The sequence below is a fragment of the Frankia sp. QA3 genome (assembly GCF_000262465.1).
GTDB lineage: Bacteria > Actinomycetota > Actinomycetes > Frankiales > Frankiaceae > Frankia.
The window spans coordinates 3,664,541-3,684,236 of the sequence record NZ_CM001489.1 but is presented as its reverse complement, the minus strand read 5'-3'; the positions used below and the strand labels follow the sequence as shown (position 1 = coordinate 3,684,236).

16 protein-coding genes and 1 tRNA gene are annotated in these 19,696 nt (G+C 73.5%); 6 read left to right on the top strand and 11 right to left on the bottom strand.

Annotated elements, in window-relative coordinates:
• Window positions 1–180: 180 nt before the first annotated feature.
• Both FRAQA3DRAFT_RS36070 and FRAQA3DRAFT_RS15145 read left to right on the top strand, forming a co-directional pair.
• A complete protein-coding gene (locus FRAQA3DRAFT_RS36070) occupies window positions 181–1,479 on the top strand; it encodes a serine/threonine-protein kinase (protein ID WP_009739911.1) in 1,299 nt (432 codons plus the stop codon).
• Window positions 1,443–2,003: a hypothetical protein gene (locus tag FRAQA3DRAFT_RS15145; protein ID WP_009739910.1), complete on the top strand. Its 561-nt coding sequence runs from the start codon at window positions 1,443–1,445 to the stop codon at window positions 2,001–2,003. Before FRAQA3DRAFT_RS36070 ends, FRAQA3DRAFT_RS15145 begins: the two co-directional genes overlap by 37 nt.
• Window positions 2,004–2,576: 573 nt before the next feature.
• On the opposite strand, the gene hypE is transcribed toward FRAQA3DRAFT_RS15145, so the two are convergent.
• The 9 genes from hypE to FRAQA3DRAFT_RS15100 form a co-directional block, all read right to left on the bottom strand.
• Entirely contained in the window at window positions 2,577–3,710 is a 1,134-nt protein-coding gene (gene hypE / locus FRAQA3DRAFT_RS15140; protein ID WP_009739909.1) for a hydrogenase expression/formation protein HypE, read from the bottom strand.
• Window positions 3,707–4,849 carry a hydrogenase formation protein HypD gene (gene hypD, locus FRAQA3DRAFT_RS15135; protein WP_009739908.1) on the bottom strand — a complete coding sequence of 381 codons (1,143 nt, stop codon included), beginning with the start codon at window positions 4,847–4,849 and terminating at the stop codon, window positions 3,707–3,709. The genes hypE and hypD overlap by 4 nt, the downstream gene beginning before the upstream one ends.
• Window positions 4,846–5,112: a HypC/HybG/HupF family hydrogenase formation chaperone gene (locus FRAQA3DRAFT_RS15130; RefSeq protein WP_009739907.1), complete on the bottom strand. Its 267-nt coding sequence runs from the start codon at window positions 5,110–5,112 to the stop codon at window positions 4,846–4,848. Before FRAQA3DRAFT_RS15130 ends, hypD begins: the two co-directional genes overlap by 4 nt.
• Window positions 5,113–5,116: 4 nt before the next feature.
• Complete coding sequence (hypF, locus tag FRAQA3DRAFT_RS15125; protein ID WP_009739906.1) at window positions 5,117–7,714, bottom strand: carbamoyltransferase HypF; 2,598 nt, start codon at window positions 7,712–7,714, stop codon at window positions 5,117–5,119.
• Window positions 7,711–8,802 (bottom strand): NHL repeat-containing protein, encoded by a 1,092-nt coding sequence (locus FRAQA3DRAFT_RS15120; protein ID WP_035922957.1) that lies wholly within the window; start codon window positions 8,800–8,802, stop codon window positions 7,711–7,713. Before FRAQA3DRAFT_RS15120 ends, hypF begins: the two co-directional genes overlap by 4 nt.
• Window positions 8,803–8,957: 155 nt before the next feature.
• A complete protein-coding gene (locus FRAQA3DRAFT_RS15115) occupies window positions 8,958–10,304 on the bottom strand; it encodes a hypothetical protein (protein ID WP_083873612.1) in 1,347 nt (448 codons plus the stop codon).
• Window positions 10,297–10,869: a hydrogenase maturation protease gene (locus FRAQA3DRAFT_RS15110; RefSeq protein ID WP_009739904.1), complete on the bottom strand. Its 573-nt coding sequence runs from the start codon at window positions 10,867–10,869 to the stop codon at window positions 10,297–10,299. The genes FRAQA3DRAFT_RS15115 and FRAQA3DRAFT_RS15110 overlap by 8 nt, the downstream gene beginning before the upstream one ends.
• Window positions 10,866–12,473, bottom strand: a complete 1,608-nt coding sequence (locus FRAQA3DRAFT_RS15105; RefSeq protein WP_009739903.1) for a nickel-dependent hydrogenase large subunit — start codon at window positions 12,471–12,473, stop codon at window positions 10,866–10,868. Before FRAQA3DRAFT_RS15105 ends, FRAQA3DRAFT_RS15110 begins: the two co-directional genes overlap by 4 nt.
• A gap of 69 nt (window positions 12,474–12,542) precedes the next feature.
• On the bottom strand, window positions 12,543–13,514 hold the full coding sequence (locus FRAQA3DRAFT_RS15100) for a hydrogenase (protein WP_009739902.1): 972 nt from the start codon (window positions 13,512–13,514) through the stop codon (window positions 12,543–12,545).
• 305 nt (window positions 13,515–13,819) lie between these two features.
• On the opposite strand from FRAQA3DRAFT_RS15100, the gene FRAQA3DRAFT_RS15095 reads away from it, so the two are divergent.
• The 4 genes from FRAQA3DRAFT_RS15095 (at window position 13,820) to FRAQA3DRAFT_RS15075 (ending at window position 18,712) form a co-directional block, all read left to right on the top strand.
• Window positions 13,820–14,182 (top strand): hydrogenase maturation nickel metallochaperone HypA, encoded by a 363-nt coding sequence (locus FRAQA3DRAFT_RS15095; protein WP_009739901.1) that lies wholly within the window; start codon window positions 13,820–13,822, stop codon window positions 14,180–14,182.
• A 6-nt stretch (window positions 14,183–14,188) separates the two neighbouring features.
• Window positions 14,189–15,115, top strand: coding sequence for a hydrogenase nickel incorporation protein HypB (gene hypB / locus FRAQA3DRAFT_RS15090; RefSeq protein ID WP_009739900.1), 927 nt, complete (start codon window positions 14,189–14,191; stop codon window positions 15,113–15,115).
• Window positions 15,116–15,647: 532 nt separating this feature from the next.
• Window positions 15,648–16,691, top strand: coding sequence for a hypothetical protein (locus tag FRAQA3DRAFT_RS15085; protein ID WP_009739898.1), 1,044 nt, complete (start codon window positions 15,648–15,650; stop codon window positions 16,689–16,691).
• Between the two features lie 1,538 nt (window positions 16,692–18,229).
• The gene (locus FRAQA3DRAFT_RS15075) at window positions 18,230–18,712 is read left to right on the top strand and encodes a DUF2550 family protein (RefSeq protein WP_232292063.1); all 483 of its coding nucleotides are present in this window, start codon (window positions 18,230–18,232) and stop codon (window positions 18,710–18,712) included.
• 110 nt (window positions 18,713–18,822) lie between these two features.
• On the opposite strand, the gene FRAQA3DRAFT_RS15070 is transcribed toward FRAQA3DRAFT_RS15075, so the two are convergent.
• Window positions 18,823–19,275 carry a hypothetical protein gene (locus FRAQA3DRAFT_RS15070; protein WP_009739894.1) on the bottom strand — a complete coding sequence of 151 codons (453 nt, stop codon included), beginning with the start codon at window positions 19,273–19,275 and terminating at the stop codon, window positions 18,823–18,825.
• 208 nt (window positions 19,276–19,483) lie between these two features.
• Window positions 19,484–19,556, bottom strand: a tRNA-Arg gene (locus tag FRAQA3DRAFT_RS15065).
• Window positions 19,557–19,696: the final 140 nt, after the last annotated feature.

Here is a 19,696-nt window from a genome sequence, read left to right as displayed (position 1 = left end):
CAACCGCTGTGGTCCACAGCCCGGGGCGTTCGTCGAGGTCGGAAAGCCGACGACCATGGGCGGGGCGGTGCGGGCTCGCTACGATCCAGGTGATTTGTCACCGCGACGCCCAGTCCGGCGGGAGTTTCCATCCCATGGCCTTGGTGCGGGCGCGGTCCGGGCCGAGGAGAAGATCGCGTCATGTCAACCGACCCGGAACAGGTCGCGGTCGCGGCTCTGCGCCTGAGCGACCCCATCCAGGTCGGGCCGCACCGCCTGCTCGGCCGCCTCGGCGGCGGCGGGATGGGGGTGGTCTACCTCGGCGACGGCCCGCTCGGCCGGGTCGCCGTCAAGATCATCCGTTCGGAGCTGGCCGACGAGCCGAGCTTCCGGGTCCGCTTCCAACGCGAGCTGCAGGCTTGCTTCCGGGTCAGTGGCCGGCACACCGCCAAGCTCCTCGACTTCGACATCACCGCCGAACCGCCGTGGCTCGCCACGGAATTCCTCGCCGCCCCCACCCTGGGCCAGCACCTCACCCGCCACGGCGCACTCAGCGAGGCCGACCAGGTGCGGCTCGCTGCCGGGCTCGCCGACGCGCTCGTCTCGATCCACGCGGCCGGCCTCATCCACCGCGACCTCAAGCCGTCCAACGTCATGTGGACGGCGACCGGCCCGATCGTCATCGACTTCGGGGTCGCCGTGGTGCGGGACGCCGGCCAGCTCACCGCGACCGGAACACTGATCGGTACGCCGGCCTGGCTGGCCCCGGAGCAGATCACCGTAGGGGAGGCCGCGGCGGCCTCCGACGTGTTCGCCTGGGGTGCGCTGGTCGGCTACGGCGCCACCGGGCAGCCGCCGTACGGGGAGGGCCCGTCCGACGCGGTGACCTACCGGATCGTCCACGAGGAACCCCGGGTGGACTATGCGCGGATCGCCCCGCCGCTGCGCGAGCTCGTCCGCCGGTCGCTGTCCCGCGAGCCCGGCGCGCGACCCACGGCCGCGGACCTGCGCGCCGCCCTTGCGGACGCGGCAGGCCTGGGTGCCGTGGCGGGCCTCGGTGCGTCGGAGGATCTCGGTGCGTCGGAGGGTCTCGGTGCGTCGGCGGGTCTCGGTGCGTCGGCGGGTCTCGGCGCCGCGGCGGGTAGGGACACGAAGGACGCCGGCCGGCTCGATGGCTCGGGCCGCCTGGACGGGATCGCCCCGCTGCCGGACGTGACGCTGACCGTCCAGACGCCGACGCCGTCCGGCGGCCCGCCCGCGTCGATCCCGTCGCCCCCGCCGAGCCCTGCCGGCGGCCCGCCTTCCGCCGAAGGGCACAACGCCGCAGCCGCGGCGGCGTCCGCCGGGACCCCTCCGTGGAACCTGTCGGGCGTGGCGGGGGCCGCCCGCCCGCGGAGGACTCCGCCGGCGGGCGGGGCCGCCGGCGTCGCGTTCGGCTGCTCGGGCTGGGCGCCGCGGTCGTCGTGCTCGCGGCCGCGGCCGTCACCGCCGTGCTGCTGACTCGCGGCGGCGGCGACGACGCACCGACCACCTTCACCTACACCGCCACCGGCCCGTGGCGGCTGCTCGTCGCCGACCGCCAGACGGGTGATGACGTGGGCTGCACGGTGTCGCCGCACGGTGCCGGCAATCCGGCCGGGCTGACGATGTCGGAGACCGTCTGGGGGGACAAGACGTTCCAGATCCATCAGCCCGGCGACTACGAGCTCGACGTCACCCCGCCCTCGCCCGGCTGCCGGCTCAGCGCGCTGCCCGGCGGCGGCGACGCGACCCTGCCGTTCACCGTCCAGTACAGCGGCGACAGCAGCGCCTTCAAGGCCCCCGGCGCCGTCGAGGTCGAGGTCAAGGACTTCAACGGCAGCGAGACGTGCGAATTCGTGCTGCGCGATCTCGCCAGTGGGGAGAACGTCGACATTGCGACCGCCACGAAGGACGCGCCGACCGTCAGACTCGACCCCGGCGGGCGCAGCCAGGTCTACCTGGCCGCCAGCGACTGCGTGGTGCGGATCGGGGCCGCCGGCTGAGCCCGGGGCGGGCCTCGCCGGTCCGCCGGGCGAGCACCCGCGCCGACTGGCTCGCCGCGCAGCCATGGACCCGCGCATGCTGCGACGAGACCCGGTTCCAGGCCAAGGAGGAGATCGCCCGGACCCGTCCTCCCGGCAGACAACCGGCGGGTGCTCCGGCCCGGCCGCCCGCACATGGGCCTGCCCGCCAGTCTCGTCTCCGGCCAGATTGCGGCCAGATCGTGCCGAGGCTTGGCCACGGTTCCAGGGCCGAAAACCGTGATTACGCCTCGACATGATTCTGTGCGCGACTGGTAACAGAAAGATATGAAGGATATGGTGGCCGGTGGGCGCACCGAACCCCGAGGCGACCCCCGCCACCCGATCAGATCCCCTTGGCCACCGACCATTGAGGACTCACGCGGAACGTGGGCGCCTCGTCCTGGCTCAGCCAGGAGCGCGTGCCGAAGCGCGTCACCGACCGGGCCGCGACGCCGCGGCGGGCGCATCCACGGCAATGAGCCGCGGCAGGCCCGCGAGGCCCCAGGGACACGCCGGCGCCGAGCGCGCGGACGGCCGAGCTCGGCCGACGCCTCAGCAGATGCGGGGGAGCTGCTCGCCGAGCGGCCGGTCGACGATGCGGGTCCCGCCGAACGCGGTGCGGGCGACGACGACACCCGGATGCTCCGCGGTGACGGAGCCGATCACGACCGCGTCGCGGCCCGCCGGGTGCGCCCGCATCGCGGCGAGCACCGCGTCCGCGTCGGCCTCGGCGACGAACGCGACGAGCCGGCCCTCGTTCGCCACATGTAGCGGGTCGAGGCCGAGGAAGCCGCAGGCCGCCTCGACCACGGGCGGCACCGGCACCGCGGACTCGGTGAACTCGACCCCGGCCCCGGCCGCGGCGGCGATCTCGCACAGCGCGGTCGCCAGCCCCCCGCGGGTCGGGTCGCGCAGCGCGTGCACCCCGGGGACGGTCGCGGCCAGCATGGCGGCCACCAGCCCGTGCAGCGCCGCGGTGTCGGAATGGACGTCCCCGCCGAACTCCAGCCCCTCGCGCACGCTGAGCACCGCGATCCCGTGCTCGCCGATCGGTCCGGAGACGATGATCCGGTCGCCGGGCGCCGCCCGGTCGGGCCGGACGTCCACCCCGGGCGGGACGAGCCCGATGCCGCTGGTGTTGACGTACAGGCCGTCGGCGAGGCCGTGCTCGACGACCTTGGTGTCGCCGGTGGCCAGCCGCACCCCCGCCGCGGCGGCGGCGCGGCCCATCGCCTGCGCCACCCGGCCGAGGACGGCGAGCTCCAGCCCCTCCTCCAGGATGAACCCGGCCGACAGCGCCAGCGGGACCGCGCCGCGGCAGGCCAGGTCGTTGACGGTGCCGTGGACGGCGAGTTCGCCGATCGAACCGCCCGGGAAGAACAGCGGCCGCACGACGTAGGAGTCCGTCGTGAACGCCAGCCTGATCCCGCCGACGTCGAGGACCGCCGCGTCCGCCAGCGCCGCGTCCGCCACGGCCGAGGTCGCGCCCGTCAACGTCGCGCCCGTCAACGCCGAGGCCGGATCGCGCTGCGTCGCCGACCCGCCGGCCGCGAACGCGGGTAGGAACAGGTGTTCGATTAGCTCGCTGGTCAGCACGCCGCCGCCGCCGTGGCCCAGCACCACCCGCTGATGGTCGCGCAGCGGGGCCGGGCAGGCCCAGCCGGCGATGTCCGCCAGGTCGGTCACGCCTCCACCCCCGCGGCCGGTCCGGCCGAGTCCGGGGCGGCACTTCCGGCCGTCGCGAGGCGCCGGTACTGGAAGTAGGCGGCGCACGCCCCCTCCGCTGAGACCATCGTCGCCCCCAACGGGCGGCGCGGCGTGCAGGTCGTGCCGAACGCCGCGCAGTCCGGCGGCCGGATCAGCCCCTGCAGCACCGCGCCGCTGCGGCACGCCGCCGATTCGGCGACGGTGAGCCCGCCGACGTCGAAGCGGATCTCCGCGTCGAAGTCGCGCCACGCGTCCGCGAGCCGCCAGCCCGAGTCCGGGATCGTCCCGATGCCCCGCCAGGCCCGATCGCAGACGGTGAACACCTCCGCCAGGATCGCGCGGGCCGCCGGGTTGCCCGCCGGCTGCACCGCCCGCCGGTAGGCGTTGGCGAGCTCGGCCCGGCCGGCCTCGAGCTGCGCGACGGCGTGGCGTACCCCGTCGAGCAGGTCCAGCGGCTCGAACCCGGTGACGACGATCGGCATCCGGTGGGCGGCGACCAGCGGCTCGTACTGCTCGGTGCCCATCACCGTGCACACGTGGCCGGCGGCGAGGAACGCCTCGACCCGGTTGCCCGGGGCGGTGGCGACCGCACTCATCGCCGGGGGGACCAGCACGTGGCTGACGAGCATCGAGAAGTTCGCGAGCCGGCGGCGCCGCGCCGTCACCGCCGCCAGCGCGTTGGCCGGCGCGGTCGTCTCGAACCCGACCGCGAAGAACACGACCTGCCGGTCGGGATGCGCCTCGGCGAGGCCGACGGCGTCCAGCGGCGAGTAGACCACCCGGACGTCACCGCCACGGGCCTTCACCGTGAACAGGTCCGTGTCGCTGCCCGGCACCCGCAGCATGTCGCCGAACGAGCAGAAGATCACCTCCGGGCGGGCGGCGATCGCCAGCGCCCGGTCGATCGTCTCCAGCGGCGTCACGCAGACCGGGCAGCCGGGCCCGTGGATGAACTCGACCTGGTCGGCGAGCAGCTGGTCGAGCCCGTGTCGGATGATCGCGTGCGTCTGCCCGCCGCAGACCTCCATCAGCGTCCAGCGCCGGCTCGCGGTGGCGGCGATCGCGTCCAGCAGCCACCGGGCCAGCTCCGGGTCGCGGAACTCCGTCAGGTACTTCACCGGTCCACCTCGGCTTTGGCCGTGCCGAGCTCCTCGTCGAGCAGCCCGAGTTCGCGGAACATCGCCAGCGTCTGCCGCGCCGCGTCCTCGTCCACGCTCGTCAACGCGAAACCGGCATGAATGATCGTGTACTGCCCGACGGTCACGTCGGGCAGGTAGGCCAGGCACACGGTCCTGGTGACGCCGCCGAAGTCGACGAGCGCCATCCGGGTGCCGCGGTCATCCCAGATCTCGGTGATCCGGCCGGGTATCCCCAGGCACATCGCGTCACATTCCCTTCCCGCCGGCGACCGGCGCCGGATCCTGGCCGCCGGCCAACGCCGCGACGGCCGCCTGGCCGAGCGCCAGCCCGCCGTCGCCCGCCGGCACCACCTGATGTACGAGGACGTCGAAACCGTCGGCGGCCAGCCGCGCCCGGCAGACCCGCAGCAGCACGACGTTGGCGAAGACCCCGCCGGTCAGCCCCACCAGGCCGACGCCGTACCGCCGTCGCGCGACCTCGGCGACGCGGGCCACCGCGTCCGCGACGGCGAGGTGGAACGCGCCGGCCAGCGCGGGCACGGCCACGCCCGCCCGCAGGCCGTCGACGAGGCCCGCGAGCACCGGCGCAGGCTCCAGGACGCCGTCCGCCAGCCCGAAGGCAAGCGGCCGCCCGCCCGCGACGACCGCGACCCGCCCGGCGGCATCGGGTCTGCCGTCACCGCCCCGCCGGCCGGCGGCGAGACCGTTGGCAGCGAGGCCGTCGGCGGCGAGACCGTCGGCAGCGAGGGCCTCCAGCTCGACGGCGGCCTGCGCCTCGTAGGTGGTCCGCTGGCGCACCCCGAGCAGCGCCGCCACCGCGTCGAACAGCCGGCCCATGCTGCTGCTGGGCACGCAGGCCACGCCCCGGTCCAGGGCGGTGCGCACCGTGCTCAGTTCCGCGGCGGAGCAGGCCCGCACCGGGGCCAGCTCGGCGGACCAGGCCAGGCCCGCCGCGGCCAGATGGGCCAGCGCCACCCGGCACGGGTTGCGCACCGCGGCGTCGCCGCCCGGCAGGTCGACGGGGCGCAGGTGGGCGATGCGCTCGGCGCGGGTGACGTCGGCCCCGACGAGGAGCACCTCGCCGCCCCAGATCGTGCCGTCGTTGCCGTAGCCGGTGCCGTCGAAGGCGACGCCGACGATGGGCTCGCCGAGTCGGCCGTGCTCGGCGAGCAGCGCCGCCACATGCGCGTGGTGATGCTGCACCAGCCGCAGGGGGCGGTCCGCGCCGGCGGTCCGCTGCGCCCAGGCCCGGGTGGCGTAGCCGGGGTGCGGGTCGGCGGCGAAGGCCGCGGGCTCGACGTCGTACAGGCGCGCGATCCGCGCGCCGGACCGCTCGAACGCCGCCATGGCCGCGAGGCTGCCAAGGTCGCCGAGATGCTGGGACAGGATGGCGCGGCGCCCGGTCGTCAGGCAGAGCGTGTTCTTCAGCTCGCCGCCGGCGGCGAGTACCGGCCCGACCGGGCGGGGAAGATCCACCGGCAGCGGGACATAGCCGCGGGAGCGGCGCAACGGCACGACCTGCTCCCCGTCGCAGCGCACCACGGAGTCGTCGCACGGAGCCAGGATCGGCCGGTCGTGGGTGAGGAAGGCGTCGGCGAGCCCGGCGAGGCGGGTGCGCGCCTCGCCGTCGTCGAAGCAGATCGGCTCACCCGAACGGTTGGCGCTGGTCATCACCAGCAGCCGCGGCGGCGGGCCGCCGCCCGGGGCCGGCGCGAACAGCAGATGGTGGACCGGCGTGTACGGCAGCAGCAGTCCGACGAGCGGGCTGCCCGGCGCGACCAGGGCCGACAGTGGCGCCCCCCGCGCGCGGCCGGTGAGCACGATCGGCGCGGCCGGCGCGCCCAGCAGCGCCGCCACCGTCGGCGAGACGTCCCCGACCAGGGCGGCGGTCGCCAGGTCGCGGGCCATCACCGCGAACGGCTGGTCGGGTCGGCCCTTGCGCCCGCGCAGCCGGGCCAGGCCCGAGTCGTCCTCGGCGCAGCAGGCCAGGTGGTAGCCGCCGACGCCCTTGACCGCCACGACGGCGCCGGCCGCCAGTGCCCGCTGGGCCGCCGCGAGCGCCGCGTCGGTGCCGGTCACCTCCGGCCCACCGGCCTGGCTGAACCAAAGCCGCGGTCCGCAGTCCGGGCAGGCGATGGGCTCGGCGTGGAAGCGGCGGTCGGCGGGGTCGGCGTACTGCGCCGCGCAGCGCGCGCACATCGGGAAACGGGCCATCGTGGTCGCCGCCCGGTCGTACGGCAGCGCCTCGATGATCGTGAACCGGGGGCCGCAGTTCGTGCACGTGATGAACGGGTGGCGGTAGCGCCGGTCCGCCGGGTCGAACAGCTCGCGCAGGCAGTCCGCGCACACGGCCGTGTCCGGCGGTACCAGGGTGCGCGCGCCGGCCGCGGCCGTGCTCGTCACGATCCGGAACCCGGCCCCGCCCACATGGCCGCCTGGCTGGACGGTGCCGCCTGGCTGGACGGTGCCGCCTGGCTGGACGGTGCCGCCTGAGTGGACGGTGCCGCCTGAGTGGGTGGTGTCGCCCGGGTGGAGGGGACCGCCCGGGTGGAGGGGGCCGGGGACGTCGGTCACCGTGATCCGGTCCACGCGGGCGAGGGGCGGCGCGGACGGCACCAGCCGGCGCAGGAACTCGGCCACGTCGGCGGCGTCGCCGTCGACCTCGGCAAAGACCGAGGCCGAGTCGTTGCCGACAAAGCCGGTAAGCCCGAGGCCGCTCGCCAGCCGGTAGACGTGGGGCCGGAATCCGACCCCCTGCACGACGCCCTCGACGACGATCCGCCGCCGCACCCGCCCACCCGGCGTGCGCGTCGCGGCCCGCTCGCTGGCGCGCGGCGCGGTCACCTCCGCCGCTCCCAGATCATGATCCGGTTGTTGCCGGAGTCCGCGACGGCGAGCCGGCCGGCGTGCAGGGACAGGCCGTACGGCCAGCAGAACGTGTCAGCGGTGACGCCCGACCAGCGATTCTCCCCGGTGTCGGTGAACGTCGGCTGGCCGAGGACGGCGGTGGCCGCCGCGCCCGTGTCCCGCGGCAGGCCGTCCCAGAGCAGGATCCGGTTGTCGGCGGTGTCCGCTACGGCCAGCAGGTCGCCGTCGCAGTCGGCCGCGTAGGGGAATCGCAGCGTGTCGGCCCGGCCGGGGGCGTAGGGGGATTCGCCACAGCCGGTCAGGTCGGCCTGGCCGAGGGCCAGGTCGGCGCCGGTGTCGGCGTCGGGGTGGGGTGCCCAGCCGAGCAGCCGGTGGTTGCCGGCGTCGGCGACGAGCAGCCGCTCGGCGTTCCCGGTGACGTCGTGCGGCCAGCGGAAGGTGGCGGGCCCGGCCGGGCCCCCGCGGTTGTCCTCCCGGCTGGTCGGATCGGGCTGGCCCAGGATCAGGTCGGGGGCCTGATCGGGGGAGGCCGGCAGGCCGCCCGACCAGCCCAGCACCCGCCGGTTGCCGGTGTCGGCGACGTAGAAGTGCTCGCCGATCACGGCCACGCCGAACGGCCAGTAGAAGGTGGTCGACGCGCACGGCCCGCCCCGGTTCTCCCGCACGCTCGCCGCATCCGGCTGGCCGAGGACCAGGTCGGGAGGGGTGTCGGTGGCCGTCGGGACGGTGTCCCAGACGAGGATCCGGTGGTGCCAGGCGTCGGCGACGACGAGCCGGCCGTCGGTGACGACGATCCCGGTCGGCAGGTGCATCCCCCGCTCGGGCCCGCGCCCACCCGCCGCCGGGCCCTCGCTGCTCGCGTCGGCCTGGCCGAGCACGACGTCGGCGGGGGCACCGTCGCGGTCCGGGCGACCGTGCCAGATCAGCACCCGGTGGTTGCCCGAATCGGCCACCACGAGCAGGTCGTCGCCGAGCCACACCCCGCGCGGCGCGTACAGCCAGGACGGCGACGGCTGCGCCGCGGGCAGTGCCAGCCCCCCCGGCGCCGGCGCCCCCAGCCACACCGACGGCTCCCACCCCGCCGCGCCGCCGCCGGCCGCCGTCGTGTCGCCGGCCGCCGTCGTGTCGCTGGCTGCTGACGTGTCGCTGGCTGCTGACGTGGCGTCCGTGGTGGTGGGCGTCCCAGTGCCGGGGGCGGTGGTCGTCGACCCGGGGGGCCTCACGCGGGCCCGGGTGCGCCGCGCCGACGGGCGACCTCGTCGAGCACGCCGCGCACCGCCAGCGCCGCGTCCTCCGCCCCGGACTCCTCGAAGATCGTCCGCGCCTCGCGCAGCACCGCGGTCGCCTGGTCGTAGGCGCCGAGATGGGCCAGTGCGTTGCCCTGGTTGGCCAGCGCGCGGGCGTGGCCGAGCGGATCGGTGTCCCGGTCGCGGGCGACGATGACCTGCTGGTAGCGGGCCGCGGCCTCGATCAGGTTGTCCTTCTGGTGCGCCGACGGCGCGTAGACCAGGGCGTTGGCCAGGTTGAGCTGGGTGCTGGCCCACTGCTCGGGGTGGGTCTCGGGGGTGTACACGGCGAGCGCCGTGCGCAGGCCCTGGATCGCGACGCCGATCCGAAGCTGGTCGGAGGCCTGGCTCATCGGCATGGCCAGGTAGGCGGTGGCCAGGTTGACCTGTATCGCGGCGAACAACTCCGGCGCGCTGTCCACGCTGATCAGCCGGAGCGCGGCCAGGTAGTGCTCCACCGCGGTACGCAGGGCCGCCGCGTCGTCGCGGGCCCGCTCCTGGTGGGCCGCGCCGAGGGCCAGGCGCAGCTCGGCGCGGGCGACCACGAGGTCGGTGGCGTCGAGGGCGGCGAGCGCCGTGCTCAGGTCGGCGAGGACGTCGTCGGTCGGCCCCTCGACGCTGCGGCGCAGGTCCGCCGCGGTGGACAACAGCTGCGCGGCCAGGCCCGGGGACGCCTCCCACGCCGCGGCGACAGCCCGGCCCAGTGCCCCCGCCGCCTCTCCGGTCCGTCCGGCGGCCATGGCGTGGGCGGCGTGCGTCGAGTGCACCAGCGCCGCGATCTCGCCGGTCTCCCCGGCCAACGGCGGGGGCTCGACCAGATCGCCGAGGGCGAAGCGGACCACGTCGACGAGAATCCCGAGCTCGGCGCCCAGGGCCTGGCGAAGCTGCGCAAGGTCCTCGACCGGCGGGCCTCCCGGGCGCAGGACGAACCGGTTGTACCGGTCGATCGGGTCGTCGCCGTCGAGCTGGTCGGCGGCGCCGACGATGTCCCCGCGATACGCGAGCTCCAACGCGAGCAGCCGCGCCGGCCAGGTGTCCGGGCGGCGTCCGGCGGCGAGCGTGCGGCGCAACTCGGCCGTGTCGTCGCCGCCCGGCACCAGCAGGAAGCCGGCGGGCAGCGGAAACACCCCGACCGGCTGCGGCCGGGCGTAACGCACGGCGGTGTCGATCGCGGGGCTGTCGATCGCGGGGCTGTCGATCGCGGGGCTGTCGATCGCGGGGGTGTCGGCCGCGGCTGGGGCGGCCGTGGCTGGGTCGGTCGCGGTGTCGCGGTCAGGCATGTGCGTCGTCCTCGCTGTGCTTGTCGGACAGGTCTGCGAGGATCAGCCGCTGCATCCGTTCCATCGCGCGGCGCACGGCTGGGGTGAGGTCGGCACCGGGCTCCAGGCCGCCGGCTTCGACGAGGTAGACGGCGATGTCCGTCGGGTAGTCGTCGCCGAGCAGCCAGCGGCCGAAGGCGAGGGCCTGGTCCCAGCGCACGGCGTGCGGATGCGGCAGGTGCAGAGGGAGATCCGCGAGCTCCGCGCCCGGCACCCGGTAGACGGTGCCCGGCGCGGTGCCGGTGCGGGCGGCGTCGACGATGACGACCCGGCGTGCGCCGCGCATCGCGAACGCCGTGTCCAGCCCGGCCGTGCCGCCGTCGACCAGGCGCACCCCGGCCGGCACGCCCGCCTCGGCGAGGCGGCGGATCAGGATCGGTCCCACCCCGTCGTCGCCGCGCAGCAGGTTCCCGCAGCCGATCACCACCGTGTCGCAGCGCGGCGGCTCGAAGCCGGGCGGGTCGACCTGCACCCGCGGGCTGGTGGGCACCGGCTGTGCGGCGGGCACCGGCTGTGCGGCGTTCACAGGTCTCCGTTGATGATGAACCTGCTCAGCTCCTTGCCGGTCCGTCCGTCGTAGGCATGGACGGTGCAGACCAGGCAGGAGTCGAAGCTGCGGGCCACGTGGCCGAGCTCGATCGGGTCGGCCGGATCGGCGACCGGCGTGCCGACCAGCGCGGCCTCGATCGGACCGGGCGTGCCGTCGCCGTCGCGGGGCCCGATGTTCCAGGCCGTCGGCGTGACCACCTGGTAGTTCGCGATCTTGCCGTTCTCCAGGACGATCCAGTCGGACAGCGAGCCGCGGGCCGCCTCCGTCGAGCCGAAGCCGCGCCCGTCGGCGCGCTCCACCGGCGTGACGTGGAACGGCTCATGCAGGTCGATCTGGTCCAGCCAGCCACGCACCCAGCGGTAGTACTTCGCGGCCTCGTGCATCCGGGCGAGCAGGCGCACCATCACCGACGGGCCGATCGCGTCGAGGATGTCGCCGAACAGGGGGTCGTCGTCCTGGTGGGCGGCCGCGCCCGGGGCGGCGGCGGCGACCCGGCGGGCCAGCGGCCCGGCCTCCAGCGGCACGTACCCGAGGTTCGGCACGTCGTAGCGGGGAGACTTGGCCCAGCTGTACTTGCCCTGCTCGCGCCCGCGGACCGGGTCGATCGGGTTGGTCTCCCCGTCGAACGGGTGGCGCGCCGAGGTTCCCGCGTAGAACGAGTGGGTGACGTCCTCGCGCACCCGGGCCTGGTCGAACGCGCTGTAGGCGCCGCCGGCATACACCCCGGAGCGGCCGATGAGCGCCGCGTTGCGGCCCTCGATCGTCGGCCGGGCGTACAGGTCGGGGGAGAAGTACGTGCCGGTCGCCAGGTAGTTGCCGATGCCCTGGCCGTAGCCGTCGAGGCCGATGTCGAGGCAGTAGCGCAGGAAGAAGCCGCAGTCGCTGTCGTGCTGGGCCTCGTTCTCGTACACCCAGGCGAGCACGTCCGCCCAGGTGCGGTTGGCCAGCCAGCGGTCCACCGAGCAGCCGAGCCACTGCTTCTCGAGCCACTCGGTCTTCCAGTGCTCCAGGATCGCGATGGAACGGGTCACGTCCGCGAGCGTCGGCGCGCACATCACCCCGCCCGGCACCATGAAACTGGAATGCGGCCACTGCCCGCCGAAGATGGCGTACACCTCGATCGGCTTGGCGGACAGCACCACCCCCGGGCCGTAGCTGGACCCGGTGAACGGGGCGAACCGGCGCACCGCCTCCGGGTAGAGCTGCGAGGAGGCGTACCTCGCGTTGGTCAGGTCGATGGCGAACAGCGCGTAGAAGCACCGCGGGATGCTCTGCAGCGTCTCGCACGCCTGCGCGATGTTGCGGATCAGCGTCGCGTTCGGCGGCAGCTCGGTCTGCCACGCCACGTCCAGCGCGTACGCCGACTTGTACAGGTGGCTGCCGCCGCAGATCCCGCAGATGCGCGGGGTCACGATGAGGCCGGCCTGCGGGTCCTTGCCCCGCAGGATGATCTCGAAGCCGCGGAACATCGCCGCCTCGGTCCAGGCCGAGGCCACCACCCCGTCGTCGATCGTGACCCGGACGTCGAGGTCACCCTCGACGCGCCCCATCGGGCTGACGTTGAGATCGACGGTCGTCATGGGAAATCTCTTCTTTCCTGTGCGTTCCTCGCGGGGTCCCGGGCGGGACGCGCGCGCCCTGCCGGCGGGTCAGACGACGAACATGTCCTTCTTCGACCACTTCGGGGCGGCCAGTCGGGCGGCCGCCGCCTGGGCCAGGTAGGTGAGGTGGCCGCTGCCCTCGGGGACCTCGCGCGGGATGACGCCGGCGACCTTCTGGGTCCCGAAGACCGTGCCGGGGGCGAGGTCGAAGAACGGGAACTCCGGCTCGGTGCAGCCGATGCACGGCATCCCGGCCCGGGTCTTCGACGACTGCCGGTTCCACAGGATCCGGTTGCAGGGCGAGTGCGTCATCGGCCCGCGGCAGCCGAACTCGTAGAACAGGCAGCCCTGCCGTGTCCCGTCGCCGAAGGTCAGCGTCGACTGCTTGTACTCGAAGTACTGGTTACGGGTGCAGCCGGTGTGGGTGAACGTGGTGAAGAACGTCTGCGGCCGGTGCAGCTCGTCGAGCGCGATGTCGGCGGCGCGGCCGGTGGCCAGCGCCACCAGGATCTGGGTGATCCAGTCCGGATGGGCGGGGCAGCCCGGCACGTTGATGACGGGCAGCCCGGCCCGCGAGCGGAAGTCCGGGCCGAGGAACCCGCCCGGGATGCGCTTGTGGAACTGCAGCCCGGTGGAGTCGGTCGGGTTCGGCGCCGTCGCCGGGACTCCACCCCAGCAGGCGCAGTCCCCGATCGCCACGACCACCTGGGCCTGGCCGGCGAGGTCGCGCACCCAGTCCTGCATCGGCCGGTCGGCGAACACGTCGAAGCGGCCACTGCCGTCCGGGCCGCGTATCACCGAGCCCTCGAAGACGAAGATGTCGACCGGCCGCTCACCCCGCGCGCAGTTCCAGAACAGCTCCCGCGCCTGCCCGCCGGTGGCCAGACCCAGCGACGGGTGCCAGAGCAGGTCCAGGCCGAAATCGGTGATCAGGTCGATGACGGTGGGTTCCTCGGCGTTCAGGAACGACATCGTGTTGCCGCTGCACGCCCCGCCCTGAAACCAGAGCACGGATGACATCGGTGGTCCCTTCGTCGGATGGCCGGCAACCGGTGGCGCGGCGCGGCGCGTCCGGTCGCCGCGCGCCACGCGTCGCATGGCTCGGCCGCACGAGGGCTGCCGCACAGCGACGCTATGTGCCCAGGAAGGTGACGCCGATGCGTCGTGTGCGGAGGCTGCCACCAATGCGTGGTGGCGTTTGCCGCTGCGTGCGCGGCGGGGCCACAGTGAGCCCGGCCGGCGGGTCGACTGCCGCGGCGGGCCGTCGTTCGGGGCGGGCCGTCGAGCCGCGCCAGGCCATCGATGGGCGACAGGGAGGGCGGGCGATGCACGAGCTGTCGATCTGCCGTTCGGTCGCGGACATCGTCACCCGGCACGCGGCCGGCCGGCGGGTGACCCGGGTGCATCTGCGGGTGGGCGCCCTGCGGCAGGTGGTGCCGGACACCCTGGTCTACTGCTGGGAGCTGGCGCATGCCGACCGGCCCGGGGGCGAGGTGCTGGCCGGGTCGGTGCTGGCGGTCGAGTCCGTCCCGGCCGGGGTGCGCTGCCGGGAGTGCGGCGCGCACAGCGAGCTCGCCGTGCCGGTCCTGCGTTGCGCCGCCTGTGGCGCCGCCGACGTCGTCCTGGTCAGCGGCGAGGAATTCCTCGTCACCTCCTTCGAGGTGGCGACCGATGCGGTGGAGGCGTGACGAAGCATGGGTCGATTCCATCCGCACCCACACAGCCATGCGCACCCGGACAGCCATTCGTATTCGGACAGCCATCCGCACCCGGACAGCCATCCGCACCCGGACAGCCATTCGTATTCGGACATGAATTCGCACCCGGACAGCCGTTCGTATTCGGACAGGCATTCGCACCCACCCGATAGTCCGTACAAGGACGGTCGGGCGCGCCCCGGTTCGGTGGGGGACCATTCCGGCTACAGCACCGGCGCGGAACGGGTCGAGGTGCTGGAACGGATTCTCGGGGAGAACGAGCGGGTCGCGCGGGCCAACCGGGCGGCGTTCGACGCGGCCGGCGTCACCGTGGTGAACCTGATGTCCGCGCCCGGCGCCGGGAAGACGACCCTGCTCGTCGAGACGCTGCGCCGCCTCGCGCCGCACCGGCGGATCGGCATCATCGAAGGGGACATCGAGACCAGCCTGGACGCCGACCGCCTCGACGGGTTCGGCGCGTCGATCGCCCTGGTCAACACCGGCAACGGCTTCGGCGGGGAGTGTCACCTGGATGCGCCGATGGTCGCCTCGGCGCTGCCCAGCCTGCCGCTCGCCGCGCTCGACCTCGTCATCATCGAGAACGTCGGCAACCTGGTGTGCCCCGCCGAGTTCGCCGTCGGCGAGGACCGGCGCGCCATGGTGTTCGCCGTGACCGAGGGCGAGGAGAAACCGCTCAAGTACCCGGTGATGTTCCGCTCCGCGGACCTCGTGCTTGTCAACAAGACGGATCTGCTACCCCATCTCGACTTTGACGCCGAGGCGTTCCGGCGCAACCTCGACGCCGTCCATCCGGGGGTGGACGTGCTGGCCGTCAGTGCCCGCACCGGCGAGGGCATCAACGCCTGGTGCGACTGGCTGGCAGACCCGCTGGAACCGCGGGATTCAGCGCCTATCTGGCGTTGAGATGTACCCTGATTAATCGAAATTCTGCCGTAGGCGCGAAATTCGGTGGTCCGTCTCCGGCGGGCCGGTGGTCCGGAGAAGATCGTGCAATGGGTTGAGGTGTGCTCGGCGCGTCGCGCTCGGTGACTGTGGCCGGTCCGGTAGAAAGCCTATGATCGGAATGGCGGATCGCGGAAAGGTCGAGACATGCGTCCATCTATCGGCAATCGCAAGCATCCACGGAACGCGAGAAAACGCCGGGCCCTGGCCGTCGTCGCTGTGGCCGCCGCCTTCGGCTTCCTCACCACCGGCGCCGGCTGCCCACCGCCCGGCGAGACCTGCCCCCCATACCCCCCGTCGGCCGTCTGCTGACCCCTGCCGGACGGGAATCGACCAAGGAATTCCCCGAAGCGAGAACCCTTTCTGCGGCCGGAGCATCGCCGATCCGGCCGCCGACGGTCGCCGTCCCGCCGTGTCCAGACACGGCGGACGGTCCGTTCTCGCCCGTCGGCGAGAACGCGTTCTATGCCGACGGCATCGGTAACATGGGCCGATGGGTCCGGCGGAGATGCTCGCGGGGCCGCGAGGGCGGCGGCTGTGCGGGCAGGTCGCCGGCGCGGTGCGCCCCGAGGCGCAGTCCGTCCTTTTGCGTGCCTTCCTGCGCCCGCCGGATGACGCCTTCGTCAATCTGCTCACGGCGCAGCTGCACCGGGTCGATCCAGCCGCGGTGGCGGCCCTGCCGGAACCGGTGCTGCTCGGCTGCCTGGCCGACACGGTCGCCTTCGCCGCGTACTGGCAGGAGCCCGACGAGCAGGATCGGCTGCTGGCCGATCCGCGGGTCGTCCCGGCGCTGCTCCCCGTCGCGCGGGCGCTGCTCGCGGCACCCGGCGCCGGCTGGTGGCACGACGGAGCGAACCTCGACCGGCAGCGGTACGTGCAGTGGCTCGACGCGAGCCCCGGCGAGCCACCGACCCTGACGGGCGCGGCGGACTGGGTCGTGACCTGGCGCGACCGCACGGTCGACCAGGAGGCCCGTGCGGCCTGCCTGCCGGCCGACCCGGCGGCGAGCTACTCGGGGAGCTGGTGGTCCGCGCCTGTCCTGGCCCGACTCGTGCGGACCTCGCGGCCCCGCCCGGGGCTGGGCGCGGTGCAGCTGCTGCTGACCGAGGACGCGCTCGGCTGGCGGCGCGCCCGGGTCCGGCCGCTCACCCCGCGTCCCGGCGCCCGTGTCTACGAGATCACCGGCCCCGAAGCCTGGGCGGCGCTGGTGCAGCGCTACTCGCTGCGGGTGACCCGGTCCCGGCTGCACGACTGGTGGCGCGTGACCGGCCGGGCGGAGGAGTGGTTCATCCCGGACTGGTCTGCCGTCGCCGCCGAGTACGACGGCGTCCACCTGACCGTGCTCGGCTACCTCACCACGGCCGGCCGCGCGGTGGACGTTCCCGGTGGCGCGACCGTGCTCGCCGGCTGGGACCCGGACGCCACCTACTGGCTGCGCGACGTCCTGGCCCCCGCCGGCGATCCCACCGACTGGGAGCTGTGCGAGTCGGCCGAGAGCGGCGACGAGGAGTGGCACCCGGTCGCCGTCCCCGCGTAGCGGACGGCGGGGCGGCAGCGCATCCGCCGAAGGGTGACAGGGCGAGGGTCTGGTCCGCCTCGGTTGGCCGGAGTTCGCAGTGCACCGCGCCGGCGAACGGCCCGCGGGACGACCAGATCGGCGGCGCCGTGAGGTCCGGTTCGAGGTCAGGCCCCGCGGCGGCGTCCGCACCCTCGCTCACGAATCGAATGATCTCCGGGCCGACCGTGAAGAACCCGGCCATGAACCCGCCCGGCTGCGCCTGCACCCCGGACAGCACCACCACCAGGTCCGCAGTCTCGATCAGCCGCTCGTGGACGTGTACTCCACCGGGAATCACCTGCGGGTCGGGAAACGCCAGGATCCGGTCGGCAGTCATGTCCACGGAATCCCGTTCAGCGACGACTCCTCCGGCTGGCCTTGCGGAGCGCAGCAGTGGCTTTCCGGCCTGACGGCGTTCGGGCGGAAATCAGGAATCAGGTAGTTCGGAGTCCGGCCTGGCGGTCGGGGCCTCGCCGCTGGCCACAGCCGCCGGCGCGCCGGCGAGCTCCGGCCTGCTGGACAGGTTCGGCCCGGCCCAGGTGCCCCGCAGCACGGCTACGGCATGGTCGTAGGCGTCGTGGGTGGGCAGCAGGCGACGGATGTTCAGGGGCAGTAGGTCCTCCCTATTCGTCCGGCCGCACCGGGGGCAGGTCTGCTGGTTCAGGGGGAGCAGCACCCCGCAGCCGCCTTCCTCCGCGCCGCAGCGGCGCCAGTCCCGGCCGACCTCGATGTGCCCGGTCGGCTGCCAACGGCGTGTCGCCGTGGCGGGCCCGATCGTGGTGGTCGCGCGGGTTTCCGCCAGGGCGGACGCCCCCGGGCGGATCCTTCGTGCGCTCCTCCTCGCGGTCCATCGCGATGACAAGGCGCAGCGCCTCCCTAATCGTCCGGGTACTACCTATTCTGCGGTGGTTCCCTGGCCTCTCCGAGGGAATCGCCTGTCGCCGCTGGAGGCAAGCGAAGGGCACTTTCGGGTGATGTGCGGGCTGCGCCCGCCTTCGCATTTCGGCTGGCTCGCCGGAAACCTGATGAGCCTGGTGATCTGGGCGATGTCCGCCCCGGCCTGGGCGGCGAGGCGCGCGCCGCCGCACAGGCCGCCGACGGACTCCGCTTTCGGCTACCCCGACGCCGCGGGGACAGACGATCGTCCTCCGGCGGTTCGAACGCTCTCCTCACCTGGCATCCTCGGCGATCAACCGTGGAATGTCGATCCCCACTCCGTGCCGTCCCTGAGGTCGCTGGTGCTCCCGCCGGGTCGCCTCGGACGGAACAGGATGCGGGACCCGCCGGAGTGCGCCGGGTCGAACCGCTGGCCCGCCGTGCGCCGCCTCGCTGCGGCGCGGCTGTACCGGCCTGGCCGTGGAAGCCGCCCCGGCCGGCTCGCGACTGCACGGAGCCGGCGAGGAAGGCGTGCCATTCCGGGACATCGCCGAGGCGATCGGCCGCCAGCTGAAGGTACCGGCCGTCAGCATCACCGTCGAGGACGCAGCGGAAGGTGGCCCGCGCGAGCGAATCGCGGGATGGCGAGGGCCATCATGGGGTTTGTGCCCCGCGCCCGGCGATCCCCTGGCAGTCGAACCGCCCTCGATGTCCTGCGCGGGTTGTTGAGACCGCCGGACCCGGACGCCGTCACCACGCTCGTCGCCGAGATGGAGACGGGTTGTCTCGCCGTCCAGCCCGTGGAGGTCTCATGTTTCCTTCGCGGCGCCGGGGATGCCCTGCCACGTCGTTGGCGGCAGGGCCTGTTGACTCTCGATGGTCGGACGTTGACCTGGCAAGCCCGCGTTGGACATCGGGGTGAAGCCAGGCGCTTGCCATCCCGGCTCGACGTGGAGCAGGTGCGTGAGGTGGAGGGCGCCGACCGGCTCAAAATCAAGCACGGATTGTTTAAGATCATCGTTTGCCAGGCGACATCGGGCCGTGTGGAGCTGGCCGTGCCGAGCCTCGACATACCACTCGTCCGACGCGCGATCCAACGTGACCAAAAAGCATCGGAACCGTGAATCGATTTCACGGTTCGTTTCTCGCGGCGGTCAACGTCCATCCCGCGTCTGGCGCGTCCGCGTAGGTCCGCGGCATCCGCGATAGTTCCCGGCCTTGGCTGCTGCTATGGCTACTGATCGGAAGGCCGCGCGGGCGGATCTTCGGCCAGCTCGGCTGCGTACTGCATGGCAGCATGGGTCAGCGATCGCAATCGGCTAAGTGAGCGCTTGCTCACATCCTGCCAGGCGTCGACGCTGTGCCACCCTTTTCCGTTCAGCGCTGCAATCGGCTCGATCATCTCGACGCCGGTAGGCGGCTGCGGCAAGCGGAGGAGCAGCCATGCTGTGCCCATCGCGAAGACCGCGGCAATGCCGTTCGCGACCACCACCGGAACTCCAAAGACCGGCCTGATGGCCTGGTGCGACGGAGAAATCATACTAAAGCGTTCGACGAGGTCGGGGTGTGTGTGAAGCTCCCAGCCGTCCAAGACATAGTCGCGTTCGGATGCGTGGCGCGGGCGCACCGCCTGGTTGCGCAGATAGGTAAGCAGGTCGCGGTTGGCGGGTAGGTCCGAGAGGGGCATCCAAGAAATATAATGTTTCGGGCGGCCACGGATAAGTCTCGCCGGGCTTGCGACGCGCCGGGTTGTGCCGTGGCGCGGTGTCAAGCGCGCGCCACGCGACGGCTGAGCCTGGCGCTGGAGCGCCAGGCTCACCGCTCGGGGGCTCGGCCGACCCGGCGGGCGTGGCGAGGGGAGGCCAAAGGTGCAGCGTGGAGGCATGATCCCCGAGTGCGCCCGGCAGGGATCGAACCTGCGACCTGGTGCTTAGAAGGCACTCGCTCTATCCACTGAGCTACGGGCGCGTTGGTACAGGGTGGGCCTACCGGGGAGCTCCACCCAGGGTAGCAAGCTCTGACCAGGCACTGGACACGCGGGGACACGTCGGCGGCCGGTGAGTCGGGGCGACGACGCGGGGTGCGGGAGCAGGCGGGCGTGCGTCCGC

Bases quoted from the DNA above. Each gene is read 5' to 3' on its own strand.
- FRAQA3DRAFT_RS36070 (WP_009739911.1), top strand. From the start codon at position 181: ATGTCAACCGACCCGGAACAGGTCGCGGTCGCGGCTCTGCGCCTGAGC.
- FRAQA3DRAFT_RS15130 (WP_009739907.1), bottom strand. From the start codon at position 5,112: ATGTGCCTGGGGATACCCGGCCGGATCACCGAGATCTGGGATGACCGC.
- FRAQA3DRAFT_RS15115 (WP_083873612.1), bottom strand. From the start codon at position 10,304: ATGCCTGACCGCGACACCGCGACCGACCCAGCCACGGCCGCCCCAGCC.
- FRAQA3DRAFT_RS15105 (WP_009739903.1), bottom strand. From the start codon at position 12,473: ATGACGACCGTCGATCTCAACGTCAGCCCGATGGGGCGCGTCGAGGGT.
- FRAQA3DRAFT_RS15100 (WP_009739902.1), bottom strand. From the start codon at position 13,514: ATGTCATCCGTGCTCTGGTTTCAGGGCGGGGCGTGCAGCGGCAACACG.
- FRAQA3DRAFT_RS15095 (WP_009739901.1), top strand. From the start codon at position 13,820: ATGCACGAGCTGTCGATCTGCCGTTCGGTCGCGGACATCGTCACCCGG.
- hypB (WP_009739900.1), top strand. From the start codon at position 14,189: ATGGGTCGATTCCATCCGCACCCACACAGCCATGCGCACCCGGACAGC.
- FRAQA3DRAFT_RS15085 (WP_009739898.1), top strand. From the start codon at position 15,648: ATGGGTCCGGCGGAGATGCTCGCGGGGCCGCGAGGGCGGCGGCTGTGC.
- FRAQA3DRAFT_RS15075 (WP_232292063.1), top strand. From the start codon at position 18,230: ATGGCGAGGGCCATCATGGGGTTTGTGCCCCGCGCCCGGCGATCCCCT.
- FRAQA3DRAFT_RS15070 (WP_009739894.1), bottom strand. From the start codon at position 19,275: ATGCCCCTCTCGGACCTACCCGCCAACCGCGACCTGCTTACCTATCTG.